Origin of the sequence: Candidatus Terasakiella magnetica (genome assembly GCF_900093605.1) — a bacterium.
Lineage (GTDB): Bacteria > Pseudomonadota > Alphaproteobacteria > Rhodospirillales > Terasakiellaceae > Terasakiella > Terasakiella magnetica.
In genome coordinates this window covers 397394-411467 of the sequence record NZ_FLYE01000001.1, presented here as the reverse complement: position 1 = coordinate 411467, position 14074 = coordinate 397394, and the positions used below count along the sequence as shown (strand labels likewise).

Below are 14074 nucleotides of genomic sequence, written 5' to 3'. Positions count from 1 at the left end.
TATGAGAATCAAAAGGCCACCCACATAATGGAGGTGGCCTTTTGATTGTCTAGGATGATGTTTTTAAGCTGCTTTGTCTGCTTTGTGAACATCGTTTAGGAAGTTCTCTACATAGCTTTGCAAATCAGAAGAAACCGTCATCAACTGGGTTGCTGAGCTTGAGACTTCTTTGGCTTTTACGCCTGTGTCTTTGGCTGCATCACTGACATTACCGATATTATCAGCCACGCGCTGCGTACCGTCGGCAGCTTGTTGAACGCTGCGGGTGATTTCATCGGTTGAGGAGCTTTGTTCTTCAACAGCAGCAGCCACACTTGAAGACATTTCACTGATCTGGTTGATCATGTGTGAAATTTCGCGAATGGCGCTCACCGCCCCATTGATCTCCCCTTGGATGTTGATGATCTGCGCGGCAATCTCTTCCGTTGCATTACTGGTTTGTGAGGCGAGGTTTTTAACTTCTGAGGCAACAACGGCAAAACCTTTACCAGCATCACCTGCGCGTGCAGCTTCGATTGTTGCGTTCAAGGCCAGTAGGTTTGTTTGGTTGGAAATATCACTGATTAGGCCGACAACTTCACTGATGCGATCAGAAGCATTGGCAAGGTGACCAATCTTTTCATTTGCCACATCAGCCTTTTCAACAGAATTAGACAGCAGGCTTGTTGTTTGTTGCACATCACTTGAAATCTGCTGAATAGAGGCACTGAGCTGAATACTCGCAACAGAAACAGAGTCCACATTTTGCGCGGCTTCCTGTGTATCTTGGGAAGCGCTTTCTACTTTTACACTGGTTGATTCTGCATTGCCGTTTAAGGAGTCTGCCGCATTATGGAGTGTCCCAATAGATTGGGAGACAACACCCAGCATATCGCCAATTTTAGTTTCAAAGTTTTTGGTCAGTTCAGCAACAGCTTTTTGACGCTCGATTTGTTTTTCTTGTTCTGCATGTTCGCGCTTTTCAAGGCGAATGCGCTCAATAGCACTTTCTTTAAAGACCTGAATAGCCTTGGCCATATCGCCAATTTCATCTTCACGATTAATGGACGAAACATCAGCTTCTAAGTTGCCATCGGCAAGTTGGTTTGTAACAGCCACAAGTCTTTTAATCGGCTTCACACCTTTGCGTGCCAGATAAATTGTGATGATGATAAAGAGGATGAGAACAAGGAGGGAGGAAATGATAATCGAGGTGGCAATATTATTGAAAAAAGCAGCACTTTTTTCTTTTTCAATTCCAACATAAAGGATACCGACAACTTCACCACTTAGGTTGAAGATCGGATTATATTCGGTGTAATATTCTTTGCCAAAAATGGTCGCTTCCCCGCGATAGGTTTTACCCTGTTTTACGACGGGATAGACACGACCATTTTTACCAAGTGGTGTGTTAATGGCGCGGGTGCCATCTGGCTTTTTGATATTGGTGGTTTTGCGCCAAAAGTCTTTTGTTTTTTCATCCCATTGGAAAATTGTTGCTGTATCGCCCGTGGCTTGGGTGATGCGGTCAATCATGAAATGGTTTCTAAACTTTGGAAAACGGATTGTTTTCAAATCCGTCACATTGCCATTTTCATCAACTTTAAATTTCAGGCTGGGGAAAAGCATCTGATACCCCATGGCAGCTGTGCGCAGGGATTTGGATTGTAATTCTTGAATAGAGCCTTTGAGCTCTGAATTCAGTGTCAGGATGGATGCCGTACCTATACCAAGGGATGATAAGAGTAATAATAAAGTTGAGAAGACAACCATCTTCGTCGTAATGCGCATAACTACACCTCGTTAATAGATATAGTCGAATAGCTCGCCCCCCAGCCTTCGACAAAATAATGGCGCTTACTATACTTTAGAATTAGAAATTGCCTCATCAATTTAGGTGAGGTGTTAATTTTTTGTTAAATTTTTAGCTAAGGTATTGATTTTTAATTAAATAAAATTTTATTCAATTCGCCAATAGGTTGACTGTTTGGGCTTTAGGAGGAAGGAAATGGTTTTTCAAGATGCGAATCTTCTCGCATTAGAAGAATCGGTTTTAATATTTCTCACGCATTAAGCGCGCTTTATCACGTTTCCAATCGCGATCTTTAATACTATCGCGTTTGTCGTGGCTCTGTTTACCTTTACCCACACCAATGGCGACTTTGGCAATGCCGCGGTCATTAAAGTGGATATGTAAAGGCACGAGCGTGTAGCCTTTTTGAGTGGTCATCCCAAGCAATTTATCCAACTCTTTTCTATGCAGAAGGAGTTTGCGTGGACGCTTTGGTTCATGGTTAAAACGGTTACCGCCTTCATAAATCGGGATATTTGCATTGATCAGGTAAAGCTCGCCATCTTTTTCAGTGGCGTAGGCTTCTTGAATACTGGCGCGACCACTGCGCAGGGATTTGACTTCGGTACCGGTTAGGACCATCCCGCATTCAACGGTATCTTCAATAAAGTAATTATGGCGCGCTTTGCGGTTTTGTGCCGCAATGCGCGCCGAGAAGTCGTCGTTATTTTTCTTTTTCGCAGCCATCGACTTAAATCATGTCGAGGTCAGCCAATGCCTTGCGTACAGTGGCTTTGCTGGCATCAGAAATTTCAACCAGTGGCAAACGGGTTTCACGAGAACAACGGCCCATCAGCTCAGCTGCATATTTAACCGGACCGGGGCTGCTTTCACAGAACATGGCATTGTGAAGCGGCAACAGTTTGAACTGAATGTCCATTGCTGTTTTCACATCACCTTCGCGCCATGCACGTTGCATGTCTGAACAGAGTTTTGGTGCGATATTTGCGGTTACCGAAATACAGCCTGACCCACCCGCAGATAGGAACTGAACGGCAGTCGCATCTTCACCTGAAAGTTGGCAGAAGTCTTCACCACAGGCCAGATATGTGTTGAGCGGACGCGTCAGATCACCCGTTGCATCTTTAACACCAACGATATTTGGCAATTTTGCCAGCTCAGCCATTGTCTCAGTGGACATATCAATGATGGAGCGACCCGGAATATTATAGATAATAATCGGCAGGTCAGCAGCCTCATGAATGGCTTTATAATGGGCGATCAGGCCTTCTTGTGTTGGTTTGTTGTAATAAGGTGTCACAACAAGACCAGCAGAGGCACCGGCTTCTTTTGCATGTTTCTGCAGGCTGACGGCTTCGGCTGTATTGTTAGAACCGGTACCAGCAATTACTGGTACACGCCCCTTGGCAACTTCCAGACACAGTTTGACCACACGGTGGTGTTCTTCGTGGCTGAGAGTCGGTGATTCACCTGTAGTGCCGACTGGGACGAGTGCGTCAGACCCTTGCTCGATCTGCCATTCAACGTGATCTTGGAACGCTTGTTCATCGATCTGTCCGTTTTTGAATGGCGTGATCAGGGCAGGAATAGAACCCTGAAACATGATTATCTCCTTGGTATGTGTAAGAAAAATAAAGCTTACACAAAACAAAACTATTTTTTGGATTGGGGAACATAGCCCTTCTCTTGGCAATGGGCAAGTTTTCAAAGTGAAAAAAGTTGAATCCTTCCTTGCCGTGGGCATGTGTGGCGCATAGAGTAACCATTCAAGCGATGGTCGTTTAAAGGAATTGTCGCAAAAAATAACAAGGGATGGATGACAATTGGGTTTGTCTCGATATAAGAAACACACAGTTGGCCTGTTAAGCGGGCTGTTTATTCTGTGTAGTTCTGTTGCCGTGCCACATGCGCAGGCGGCTTTGTCCAATGCGGATTATAAAATTGCTAAATCCGCTTTCCAAGATGCCAAAAAGAAAAAATGGTCACGCGCATCTAAAAAAGCGGTAAAAGCTAAAAACGCGACCCCGGCAAAGCTGGTTCGCTGGATGCAGATTATTGACCCGAAAAAGGATGTGCCTTTTCAGGAAATTGCTGCCTTTATCTCGCATAATTCAGACTGGCCGCGCCAATCTATCTTACAGCGCCGTGCTGAAGAGGCCATGAGCCAAAGCCTGCCACCAGAAGCGGTTTTGAAATGGTTTAACGGGCGCCAGCCCAGAAGTGCCAATGGACATATTTCATTAGCAGGTGCGCTTAAACAATTGGGCCGCACCCATGAAATGCGCGAACAGGTGCGCAAATCTTGGAAAAATGTCAATTTTGGCCGTGATCAGCAAAAACAGTTTTACCGCAAGTATAAGAAATACCTGACCTATCAGGATCATATTGATCGTTTGGATCGTTTGTTGTGGGAAGGTCGCTATTATCCGGCGCGGCGTATGTTGCCGTATGTGAAAAAAGACTGGCAACGCCTTGCTGAGGCTCGTTTGACCCTAAGACGTATGCGCGGCGGTGTGGACGGTGCCATTTCTCGGGTGCCCAAGAAATTTATCAACCATCCGGGGCTTTTATTTGAACGCATGCGTTGGCGCCGCATTAAAGGGCGTTATGAAGGCGCAACGGAGCTATTTTTTAAAGCACCTAAAAATTTGCCCTATGCACATGTGTGGTGGAAACAGCGTGTGATTATGGCGCGTCAGGCCATTCGTGAAGGCCATTATAGTGAAGCCTATCGCATGGTAACGAACCACGGGCTGGATTATGGTGCCAATTATGCCGATGCAGAATGGATTGCCGGCTGGATACAGTTACGCTTTTTAAAAGACCCCAATCTCGCGCTTGAGCATTTTGAAAAGCTCAATAAGGCCGTGAAATTTCCCATCAGTAAGGCGCGTGCAGCTTATTGGAAAGCACGTAGCTTTGATGATTTGAATAAAGCTCAAGAAGCCAAGACCTGGTATGAAAAAGCAGCGCAATATCCAACAGCCTATTATGGCCAGCTTGCCAGTGAGCGTTTGGGTAAAAAATCAAAAGTCAGTGTTAATTTAAAAGCCCAACCCAATAGACAAGAGCGCATTACATTTGAGCAAAGCGAGCTTGTTGATGTGGTGACATTCTTACAACGCCTTGGGGAGCGCGATGAGATGCGCTCTTTCATCTATCAGCTAAATACCATGAGTACTACGGCAGGGTGGCGCACCTTGGTCGCAGAGCTTGCCATTAAAGCCGGGCGTCCTGATTTGGCTGTTTATGTGGGCAAAAAAGCCTTGCGCGAGGGCCATGGTGTGATTGAAGCCGCCTACCCTGTGTTGGATGAAAAACTCATGCGTAAAACCCCTGAAGCCGCCCTTGTTCACGGTATTGTTCGCCAAGAAAGTGCTTTTTATGAAAAGGCGAAAAGCCGGGCTGGTGCACGTGGGCTCATGCAATTGATGCCACGTACAGCCTATCGTTTAGCCAAACAGAAGAACTACCGATATTCACGCAAGAAATTAACCTCCAGCCCGAAAATGAACGTCTGGTTAGGCAGTGAGTATCTTGATGTTTTGTTGAAAAAATTTAAAGGCTCGTACGTGTTGTCACTGGCTTCATATAATGCCGGGCCACATCGTGCGCGCCAATGGATAAGGGAATTTGGTGACCCGCGTACAGATGATCGTGATTATGTAATTGATTGGGTAGAACAAATTCCATTCAGCGAGACGCGTAATTACGTGCAGCGTGTGTTGGAGAATGTTCAAATCTATCGTTATCGCTTGAAAACAACCCAAATAGCATCATCCCTTGAAGCTGATTTAAAGAGAAAAAGATAAGATGGTTCAAAAGCTTGAAAATATTGAGGCTTGTGTCTTTGATGCCTATGGCACTTTGTTTGATGTCGCAGCCTCTTCGCGCCACTGTGCAGCAGATATTGGTGATAATTGGCTAAATTTCTCAGCCCTTTGGCGCAAAAAACAACTGGAATATACCTGGTTGCGCTCCATGATGGGGCGCTATCATGATTTTTGGCATGTCACAGGTGAAGCCCTCGATTTCACCATGGATACTTTCAATATGAAGGACCCTGCCCTTCGTGCAAGGTTGATGGAGCTTTATCTGAAACTTGATGCCTATCCCGAAGTAAAGAGAATGTTGGAAAACCTGAAGGATCGCGGGATTAAAACGGCTATTCTCTCAAACGGGTCGCGCACCATGCTGACCTCTGCTGTGCGTCAGGCTGGCATCTATGATAGCCTTGATGCTGTATTGAGTGTGGATGATGTGGGGATTTTCAAAATCGATCCACGGGTGTATCAAATGGCGGTTGATCAGATGGGGGTTAAGGCTGAAAATATCGCTTTTCAATCAGCAAATTCTTGGGATGCCGCAGGTGCAACCGTTTTTGGTTTCCAAGTGGTCTGGGTTAACCGTTTTGGTCAAAAGCCTGAAAAGCTTGGTCAAGATGCAATTCCACAATGTGAGATTAAGTCATTACATAAATTGCCTGAGTTAATTGATAATGGATTGTAAGCCGATGGCGTATCAGGAACGATTAATTTCAGCTGGGGACGGGCTTAAGCTTTATGTCCGCGATTATCGCCCTACCCGCGCAATGGGACGCACAATTTTGTGCCTGTCTGGACTAACGCGCAATTCCCAAGATTTTGATCATATTGGCGCAGCCATGTTTGAGCAGGGCCACCGTGTAGTCACAATGGATTATCGTGGGCGTGGTCAATCCGAGTTTGATGAAAACTGGGAAAACTATAACCCTGCAACCTATATTGGCGACGTGTTTAATGTATGTAGCGCTCTTGGGGTTCATGATGCTGTTTTTCTTGGCACATCTCTTGGTGGTTTACTTTCAATGGCAATGTGCGCCATGGCACCGGGGCTTGTTCATAGTGTGATCCTCAATGATGTCGGACCTGACCTTAACGAAGAAGGGTTAGCGAAGATTATCGCTTATACAAGTGATAATGCCAGTGTTAGTGATCTTGAGGGGGCGGTTGAAAAACTGAAGAGTTATTATCAGGAAGAAAAGAGCTTTGCAGATAAGGATTGGTTTAATATCGCCAAGAAAACTTACAAGCTAAAAGAGGGGCGTTATGTGCCCAATTGGGACGTAAAAATCGCTGAAAACCTGAAGAATGATCAATCAAAAGATGAGCGCAAAGACCTTTGGCCCTATTTTTATGCTTTGGGTAAGCGCCGTGTGCTTGTTATTCGCGGTGAAGAGTCCAATGTTTTTACAAAAGTGACTTTTGATAAGATGCTTGATGGGCTTGAACATATTTCAGGGATTGAAATCAACGGTGTTGGTCATGCACCAACCTTGGAAGAAGAAATGGCCCAAGCGGAAATCTTGCGTTTCATCCAATAAAAAAAGCCCGGCAGATTGACCGGGCTTTCTAAAATTTTCTTCTATGAAATCAAGCGGTTGCTTTTTTCTCATTCGAAGCTGATTTGTTTGTATTCTGTGTATTTCTTGAAGCCTGTGACTTCGTTGTTGAAGTCGGCTTTTCTTGCAATGGCTTTTTGTCGCTCTCAAGACTGAATTCACCTTCAGCCAGACGTTTACAATGGCCTTCAAGGAATGCACCTGTTTCAATAGACAGGTTGTCATGCAGGATATCACCAACAACATGAGAGCTTTTTGCCAAGCTTACATTTTGTGCTTTAATCTGACCGTCTACTTTGCCATGCACACGAATTGATTCAGCAATAATCTCACCCTTGATGTGAGCCGTTTCGCCAACGAGAATATCTTTACTCTGGATATCACCAGTGACACGCCCATCAATCTGGATTTCACCTTCACTGCTTAAGTTACCTGTAACAGAAAGGTCTTCGCTGATGATAGAAGGTGCTACGCGTTTTTTCGGCGTTGAAACGCTGGAGCTTTTTGGTGAGTTATTTTTATTAGCCTTGGAAAACATTGCGTCCTGCCTTGATAAATTTGAACGGATCGACATTTTTACCATTTACACGTACTTCATAGTGCAAATGCGCGCCAGTGCTACGGCCTGTGTTACCCACAAGTCCAATTTTAGTTCTGAAATTGATTGTATCACCTTTTTTCACAAGTGTCTTATGAAGGTGACCATAACGTGTTTCAATACCATTACCATGGTCAATGATGATAAAGCGACCGTAGTTGCCTTTCCAGCCAACAAATTTCACATTGCCAGGTGCTGATACGTAAACGGGCGTTTTCTTCGAGGCAGCCATATCAAGACCATAGTGAACAGCCCAACGTTTGTTCACCGGGTCGCGGCGCTTACCATAACGGCTACTGATGTAATAATAATCCAGTGGCTGTGCCAACGGGAGAGACTGTTTGATTTTTTGCAAGCCCTGCCAACGTGCAAGATGGCGATCAACTGCGTTGAGTTGTATCTGTTCAGCTTCTTGAGTTTCTTCACCGTTTTTATTAAGGGCTGCGATAAACGGGCCGCCAGAGGCCGTCGTATCTTCGCCAACAGCGCTCAGCATTTTGTCAGGGTCAAGGCCAGCAAGGCTCAAGATATCTTCAATATCTGAAATCTCTTCACTCGCTTGGTTTGTGACGCGCGCAATCAAGTCTTCTTGAGAATGATTAAGGCGGGCAACCTGAATTTCTGTTTCGCGTAGCTGTTCTTCAATACGTTCTTTTTGAAGCCGTGCTGTGTTGCGTTCCGCTATGGCTGTCTGCAAATCCATTTCCTTTAAAGACAGGTCGCCTTTAAGGGAATAGTTGCGGTTTGCCAATTCACGCATTGAATCTTCAATAGAATTAAGCTGCGTGTTAAGATGCATGCGCGCGATTTGTGCTTCTTTGCGTGCGGCATCAGCACTGACGAGCTTATCTTTATTCTTAAGTACATCCTGACCAAGGCTTGCCACCATCATGGAATGGTTGGCTTCCAACTCGTCACTGATGTTTGTAAATTTTGCTTGGTATTCAGTCACTTCGGTCAAAAGACTACGATACGCAACTTGCACACTGAGGACTTCTTTGTCTTTTGCAAGCAATTCTGAATCATGCATGAAATGCGTGATGCTTGTAAAACTTGTCCAGCTGAGCAATGCAAAGGCACTGGCGGCTACGGACATCTGCAATCGTTTGGAAGCGCGGATATATTTGATATCGGCGTCAGTACGCAAAACGAGTTGACGTTCTGGAAAATATTTATCGGTAATCTCGATGGTTTTGTCTTTTAACTCATCAAACCGTTTTTTAAAGTCGCTCATGTGTCCCTAGAAACTGTTTTACAGACCCTGAATATTTACATTTATTTTTCAAGCGTTTAAGTAGCTTGTTATAAGAGGTCGAAAACTACTATGCAGCCATTCTTCCCTAAAACCCAAGCATTTATACAGTGCTTTGCCCTTTAACGCTATGCCAATAATAAAAAAAATGTAATTTCTTTGCCTATTGGTTTTACTTCATCTTATGATACATCACGATGTGTTAATAATAAGTTTCCAACCATATGGGACGGTTCATTGTGGGTAACGACCAAAAATTAAACAGAGAATTCCTCGTTTCACCTGCAGGTATGCTTGCAACATGGTTTGGCTCCGGCCTTTTACCAAAGGCACCGGGCACATGGGGTTCGCTTGCTGCCCTGCCCTTTGCATGGGGCATTCAGTATTATACGGGCTGGATTGGTTTAACCATTGCGACTGTCGTGGTCTTTCTTATTGGCTGGTGGGCAGCCCATGTTTTTGAAGAAAAAGCGGGCGTCAAAGACCCCGGTGCTGTTGTAATTGATGAAGTTGCCGGGCAATGGATGGTGCTTATTCCTGCTGCACTGGATTGGAAACTCTATATTGTTGGTTTTGTGCTGTTTCGCATTGTTGATATTTTCAAACCTTGGCCTGCCTGTTGGTTTGATAAAAATGTTCACGGTGGATTGGGGATTATGCTGGACGATGTGGTTGCAGCCATTTACGGTCTAATTGCGATTTATTTTATTCAAATCCAGTTGGCGGGGATGTAAAGGCATGTCACTGAATAGTTTAGCAAAAGAAACACTCGTTGCTTGTCGTCGCACTGGCTTGATGGTTTCAACAGCTGAATCTTGCACTGGCGGTATGATTAGTGCAGCCCTTACATCTGTTGCAGGTTCTTCTGATGTGGTGGAATGTGGTTTTGTGACCTATTCAAATACTGCCAAGCAAGCCATGTTGAATATACCTGCCAAAAAGCTGGAAAAACATGGCGCGGTGAGTAAGTCCGTTGCAAAGGCAATGGCTGAAGGCGGGCGCGAGGCGTCCAGAACCGATATTTGCGTTGCGGTCACAGGTATAGCTGGCCCCACAGGCGGCAGTGATGAAAAGCCGGTTGGGCTTGTGTATATCGCATGTGCTAAAAAAGACGGCGAGACCATCGTTGAAAAGCACAAGTTTGAGGGGGAGCGTGAGCAAATACGCCACCAAACGGCAGAACGTGCTTTAAAGCTTATTCAAATTCAGGCCTTGGTGCCGTAAAGCTCAAGCGCGCGCTTTTCAAAAGCGCCGATCATCAGCTGGACCGCTTCGTTAAATACAGCGCCCATAAGTTTTTGCAGTAAAGCTGAGCGAAATTCAAAATCCACGAAAAAATCAATGGTGCAGCCGCCATCGGCCTCATCTTCAAATTTCCAATGGCTATGGAGATATTTGAAGGGGCCGTTTTTATAGACGATTTTAACCTCTTTATCCTGATCAAGGGTGACTTCAGAGGTATATTTCTCACGGATCATTTTAAAGCCGATAACCATATCGGCAACCATATGGTTACCTTCAAGCGAGCGCACACGCGTTGCCACGCACCATGGTAGAAACTCAGGATACTTTGCCATATCGGCGACGAGTGCATACATCTGCGCCGCCGAAAATGGGCTTTTCTTTATTTCTGCATGGGTTGGCATTTATGCGCTCAGGCCTACTTACTTTTGCTTAGCTAACTGTTCCTCACGCGCGGCGCGCAGCTTGGCAAAATCATGATCGGCATGGTAGCTCGAGCGAGTCAAAGGCGTACAAGAGGCCAGCAAGAACCCCTTGCGTTTGGCGATTTTTGTATACTCTTCAAACTCTTCCGGCGTCACAAAGCGATCAATAGCTGCGTGCTTCGGTGTAGGTGCTAAGTACTGCCCTATGGTGAGAAAGTCAACATCTGCGCAACGCATATCATCCATTACCTGAATGACTTCTTCTTTTGTTTCGCCAAGGCCAACCATAATACCGGACTTGGTAAAGATATGCGGATCAATCTCTTTAACCTGTTGAAGAACGCGCAAAGAATGAAAATAGCGCGAGCCTAATTGCACAGATGGAAACAGGCGCGGCACGGTTTCAAGGTTATGGTTAAATACGTCTGGTTTGGCCGCAACCACATGTTCAAGCGCGCCTTCTTTACCACGAAAATCCGGTGTCAGGATTTCAATGGTGGTTTCAGGGGATTTTTCACGAATGCGCTCAATACATTGAACAAACTGATCGGCCCCGCCATCATCAAGGTCATCGCGATCAACTGATGTGATAACTACATGTTTGGCCCCCATGGTGGCAACGGATACGGAAACATTTTCAGGTTCCATCGGGTCGGTTGCCTTGGGCTTACCTGTGATGACGTTGCAGAATGTGCAGGCGCGCGTGCAAATTTCACCAAGGATCATAAAGGTGGCATGTTTGCGCTCCCAACATTCCCCAATATTGGGGCAGGAAGCTTCTTCACAGACCGTATGCAGATTTTTATCACGCATAAGTTCGCGTGTTTCCTTATAGCCCTTGGATACAGGGGCTTTAACGCGGATCCAGGCTGGTTTGCGCTGAATCGGGTTATCCGGGTTTTTCTGCTTTTCGGGATGACGTAGCTTGTTGGCTTCGCTCATGATCTTTTGATCCTTTTCTATGCTTTAGGTGTTCCTACCCACAGCATTTGGTGTTTGGCTTAACCGCTTCGATTGAGGCAGAGGCCACATATTGTTCAATACCGCGCCCCGGTGCCCAGTCTTTAATATAGTCGCGGCTTTCTTCTTTGATATCAATCTTAATATCGCAAAAACCTGCGGCTTTTAGCCATTCTTGCAGGTCTTTTACAGCAGCTGCACCAGAAACACAACCACACAGCAGTTCTGTGTCATTTTGGATATCTTCCGGCATATCGTGGGTTTCAACGACATCGGAAATGGCAACACGCCCGCCCGGTTTCAAGACACGAAAGGCTTCTTCAATCACGCGATGTTTGCGCGGGCTTAGATTAACCACACAGTTAGAGATAATCACATCTGCGGTGTTATCGCCAATGGGCAGGTTTTCAATTTCACCAAGGCGAAATTCGACATTACTTGCCTTTAACTTATCGGCATTGTCTTTTGCTTTGCGCAACATATCGTGGGTCATATCCACGCCAATGACAAAACCATCTTCACCGACTTGTTTTGCTGCAAGGAAACAGTCAAAGCCACCGCCAGAACCAAGGTCAACCACCACCTCGCCTGCTTTCATAGCAGCAATTGCAGATGGGTTACCACAGCCCAAGCCCATATTTGCCCCGTCTGGCACGGCAGCAAGTTCTTCATCGCTATAGCCGAAGTTTTTGGCAAAAGCCTCAGCTGAGGGTGTGTCTGGACCACTTGTTGCAGGTAGGCAACAACCCGCATTGCCACCATCATTGGCGATTTTTGCATAACTTTCTGAGACGTCCTTGCGAACATCATCATCTGTTTTAGGGCCACAACAACCAGACATAAAGAACCTCAATAATAAAAAAAGAACGAGGAGGAAACTATAGCCCCCTCCCCGTCTTAATCAATTCACTTTTTTGTCAACCTTTTCCCAATCGTCATGCTGGACTTGATCCAGCATCTAGCAACGGTCTGGGGCTGACGAGATACTGGCCTTCGCCAGTATGACAGCTTAGGACAGCCTAGAAGTGAATGGCTTTGCCATAGGCATCCAGCACACTTTCATGCATCATCTCAGACAATGTTGGGTGTGGGAAGACAGTATGCATGAGGTCTTCTTCAGTTGTCTCCAGTGTTTTTGCAACACCAAAGCCCTGAATAAGCTCAGTTACTTCTGCACCGACCATATGAGCACCCAGCAGTTCGCCAGTTTTCTCATCAAACACGGTTTTGACCATGCCTTCTGGCTCACCCAACGCAATCGCTTTACCGTTACCCATGAATGGGAAACGACCGACTTTGACTTTATAACCTGCTTCTTTAGCAGCTTTTTCTGTCAAGCCAACGCTTGCGACTTGTGGCTGACAATAAGTACAGCCCGGAATAAGCGATTTATCAAGGGGATGAACGCCTTTCTGGCCTGCAATTTTCTCAACACAGATAATCGCTTCATGAGACGCTTTATGGGCCAAACAGGGGGCACCTGCCACATCACCAATGGCATAAACGCCCTCAGCGGATGTTTTGCAGTAACCATCAATGGCAACAAAGCCACGTTCGTCCAGTTTTACACCCGCAGCATCTAGGCCGATGTTTTCAACGTTTGGCACAACACCAACAGCAGTGATGACTTTATCCACTTTGATGGTTTCAGTCTTGCCGCCTTTTTCAAGGGTTGCTGTAACGCCATCAGCCGCTTTATCAAGTTTCTTCACCAGTGTCCCGGTTTTGAACTTAAGGCCGCGTTTTTCCATGGATTTTTTCGCCATGCCGGAAATTTCTTCATCTTCGACAGGCATGATGGTGTCAAGGGCTTCAACAACCGTCACATCTGCACCAAAGGTATGATAGAAATTGGCAAATTCAATGCCGATGGCACCAGAACCAATAACCAACATGGATTTTGGCACTTCCGTTGGCACCAAGGCTTCCATATAAGTCCAAACCTGCTTGCCATCTGGCTCAAGGCCGGGGAAGGATTTGGCACGTGCGCCTGTGGCCATGATGATGTTTTTGGACGTTAGCGTTGTGAAAACCTTACCGTCTTTTTCAACAGAAAGCTTACCGCCACCCAAAAGTTTGCCATAGCCATCAATGACGGTGACTTTGTTTTTCTTAAGCAAGTGACCGACACCGCCGGACAGCTGCTTTGATACGCCACGTGAACGCTCAACAATTTTGGCGATATCGAAAGAGACCTCTTTCGCACCAAGACCAAATTGTGAAGCATGTTTCATATGTTCGTAGATTTCGGCTGAGCGAAGCAGTGCTTTTGTTGGGATACAACCCCAGTTCAAGCAAATGCCGCCCAGATGATTGGCTTCAACGAGGGCTGTTTTCAGCCCCAGTTGTGCCGCACGGATCGCGCCAACGTAACCACCAGGGCCTGCGCCGACAACAATGACGTCAAAATTTGTATCAGACATCT

14 protein-coding genes are annotated in these 14074 nt (G+C 45.8%); 5 read left to right on the top strand and 9 right to left on the bottom strand.

What is annotated here, in order from left to right:
- Nucleotides 1-63 precede the first annotated feature (63 nt).
- From MTBPR1_RS01640 to dapA, 3 genes are all read right to left on the bottom strand, one after another.
- The gene (locus tag MTBPR1_RS01640) at nt 64-1770 is read right to left on the bottom strand and encodes a methyl-accepting chemotaxis protein (protein WP_083222820.1); all 1707 of its coding nucleotides are present in this window, start codon (nt 1768-1770) and stop codon (nt 64-66) included.
- 262 nt (nt 1771-2032) lie between these two features.
- Nucleotides 2033-2518 (bottom strand): SsrA-binding protein SmpB, encoded by a 486-nt coding sequence (gene smpB / locus MTBPR1_RS01635; protein ID WP_069185794.1) that lies wholly within the window; start codon nt 2516-2518, stop codon nt 2033-2035.
- A gap of 4 nt (nt 2519-2522) precedes the next feature.
- Nucleotides 2523-3395 (bottom strand): 4-hydroxy-tetrahydrodipicolinate synthase, encoded by an 873-nt coding sequence (dapA, locus tag MTBPR1_RS01630; RefSeq protein WP_069185793.1) that lies wholly within the window; start codon nt 3393-3395, stop codon nt 2523-2525.
- 220 nt (nt 3396-3615) lie between these two features.
- Here dapA and MTBPR1_RS01625 point away from each other — a divergent pair, with 220 nt between their 5' ends.
- From MTBPR1_RS01625 to MTBPR1_RS01615, 3 genes are read left to right on the top strand one after another with little or no spacing between them, the layout of a single operon-like run.
- Nucleotides 3616-5604, top strand: a complete 1989-nt coding sequence (locus MTBPR1_RS01625; protein ID WP_069185792.1) for a lytic transglycosylase domain-containing protein — start codon at nt 3616-3618, stop codon at nt 5602-5604.
- A 1-nt stretch (nt 5605) separates the two neighbouring features.
- Nucleotides 5606-6301 carry a haloacid dehalogenase type II gene (locus MTBPR1_RS01620; protein WP_069185791.1) on the top strand — a complete coding sequence of 232 codons (696 nt, stop codon included), beginning with the start codon at nt 5606-5608 and terminating at the stop codon, nt 6299-6301.
- Between the two features lie 4 nt (nt 6302-6305).
- On the top strand, nt 6306-7154 hold the full coding sequence (locus MTBPR1_RS01615) for an alpha/beta fold hydrolase (RefSeq protein ID WP_069185790.1): 849 nt from the start codon (nt 6306-6308) through the stop codon (nt 7152-7154).
- A 49-nt stretch (nt 7155-7203) separates the two neighbouring features.
- Here the strand turns inward: MTBPR1_RS01615 and MTBPR1_RS01610 are convergent, their stop codons facing one another.
- A complete protein-coding gene (locus MTBPR1_RS01610; RefSeq protein WP_069185789.1) occupies nt 7204-7710 on the bottom strand; it encodes a bactofilin family protein in 507 nt (168 codons plus the stop codon).
- Complete coding sequence (locus tag MTBPR1_RS18250) at nt 7694-9004, bottom strand: M23 family metallopeptidase (protein ID WP_069185788.1); 1311 nt, start codon at nt 9002-9004, stop codon at nt 7694-7696. The genes MTBPR1_RS01610 and MTBPR1_RS18250 overlap by 17 nt, the downstream gene beginning before the upstream one ends.
- Nucleotides 9005-9261: 257 nt before the next feature.
- Between MTBPR1_RS18250 and MTBPR1_RS01600 the strand changes: the two genes are divergently transcribed.
- Nucleotides 9262-9756: a phosphatidylglycerophosphatase A family protein gene (locus MTBPR1_RS01600; RefSeq protein ID WP_240492841.1), complete on the top strand. Its 495-nt coding sequence runs from the start codon at nt 9262-9264 to the stop codon at nt 9754-9756.
- 4 nt (nt 9757-9760) lie between these two features.
- Nucleotides 9761-10246 (top strand): CinA family protein, encoded by a 486-nt coding sequence (locus MTBPR1_RS01595; RefSeq protein WP_069185786.1) that lies wholly within the window; start codon nt 9761-9763, stop codon nt 10244-10246.
- Here MTBPR1_RS01595 and MTBPR1_RS01590 read toward each other — a convergent pair.
- From MTBPR1_RS01590 to lpdA, 4 genes are all read right to left on the bottom strand, one after another.
- Nucleotides 10228-10668 (bottom strand): type II toxin-antitoxin system RatA family toxin, encoded by a 441-nt coding sequence (locus tag MTBPR1_RS01590; protein WP_069185785.1) that lies wholly within the window; start codon nt 10666-10668, stop codon nt 10228-10230. The genes MTBPR1_RS01595 and MTBPR1_RS01590 overlap by 19 nt on opposite strands.
- An 18-nt stretch (nt 10669-10686) precedes the next feature.
- Nucleotides 10687-11631 (bottom strand): lipoyl synthase, encoded by a 945-nt coding sequence (lipA, locus tag MTBPR1_RS01585; protein ID WP_069185784.1) that lies wholly within the window; start codon nt 11629-11631, stop codon nt 10687-10689.
- Nucleotides 11632-11665: 34 nt separating this feature from the next.
- Nucleotides 11666-12490, bottom strand: coding sequence for an arsenite methyltransferase (arsM, locus tag MTBPR1_RS01580; protein ID WP_069185783.1), 825 nt, complete (start codon nt 12488-12490; stop codon nt 11666-11668).
- Nucleotides 12491-12668: 178 nt separating this feature from the next.
- A complete protein-coding gene (gene lpdA / locus MTBPR1_RS01575) occupies nt 12669-14072 on the bottom strand; it encodes a dihydrolipoyl dehydrogenase (RefSeq protein WP_069185782.1) in 1404 nt (467 codons plus the stop codon).
- Nucleotides 14073-14074: the final 2 nt, after the last annotated feature.

What these genes read in the sequence shown, in the direction of transcription:
- MTBPR1_RS01640 (WP_083222820.1), bottom strand. Translation starts at nt 1,770, where the DNA reads ATGCGCATTACGACGAAGATGGTTGTCTTCTCAACTTTATTATTACTC.
- smpB (WP_069185794.1), bottom strand. Translation starts at nt 2,518, where the DNA reads ATGGCTGCGAAAAAGAAAAATAACGACGACTTCTCGGCGCGCATTGCG.
- dapA (WP_069185793.1), bottom strand. Translation starts at nt 3,395, where the DNA reads ATGTTTCAGGGTTCTATTCCTGCCCTGATCACGCCATTCAAAAACGGA.
- MTBPR1_RS01620 (WP_069185791.1), top strand. Translation starts at nt 5,606, where the DNA reads ATGGTTCAAAAGCTTGAAAATATTGAGGCTTGTGTCTTTGATGCCTAT.
- MTBPR1_RS01615 (WP_069185790.1), top strand. Translation starts at nt 6,306, where the DNA reads ATGGCGTATCAGGAACGATTAATTTCAGCTGGGGACGGGCTTAAGCTT.
- MTBPR1_RS01610 (WP_069185789.1), bottom strand. Translation starts at nt 7,710, where the DNA reads ATGTTTTCCAAGGCTAATAAAAATAACTCACCAAAAAGCTCCAGCGTT.
- MTBPR1_RS18250 (WP_069185788.1), bottom strand. Translation starts at nt 9,004, where the DNA reads ATGAGCGACTTTAAAAAACGGTTTGATGAGTTAAAAGACAAAACCATC.
- MTBPR1_RS01595 (WP_069185786.1), top strand. Translation starts at nt 9,761, where the DNA reads ATGTCACTGAATAGTTTAGCAAAAGAAACACTCGTTGCTTGTCGTCGC.
- MTBPR1_RS01590 (WP_069185785.1), bottom strand. Translation starts at nt 10,668, where the DNA reads ATGCCAACCCATGCAGAAATAAAGAAAAGCCCATTTTCGGCGGCGCAG.
- lipA (WP_069185784.1), bottom strand. Translation starts at nt 11,631, where the DNA reads ATGAGCGAAGCCAACAAGCTACGTCATCCCGAAAAGCAGAAAAACCCG.
- arsM (WP_069185783.1), bottom strand. Translation starts at nt 12,490, where the DNA reads ATGTCTGGTTGTTGTGGCCCTAAAACAGATGATGATGTTCGCAAGGAC.
- lpdA (WP_069185782.1), bottom strand. Translation starts at nt 14,072, where the DNA reads ATGTCTGATACAAATTTTGACGTCATTGTTGTCGGCGCAGGCCCTGGT.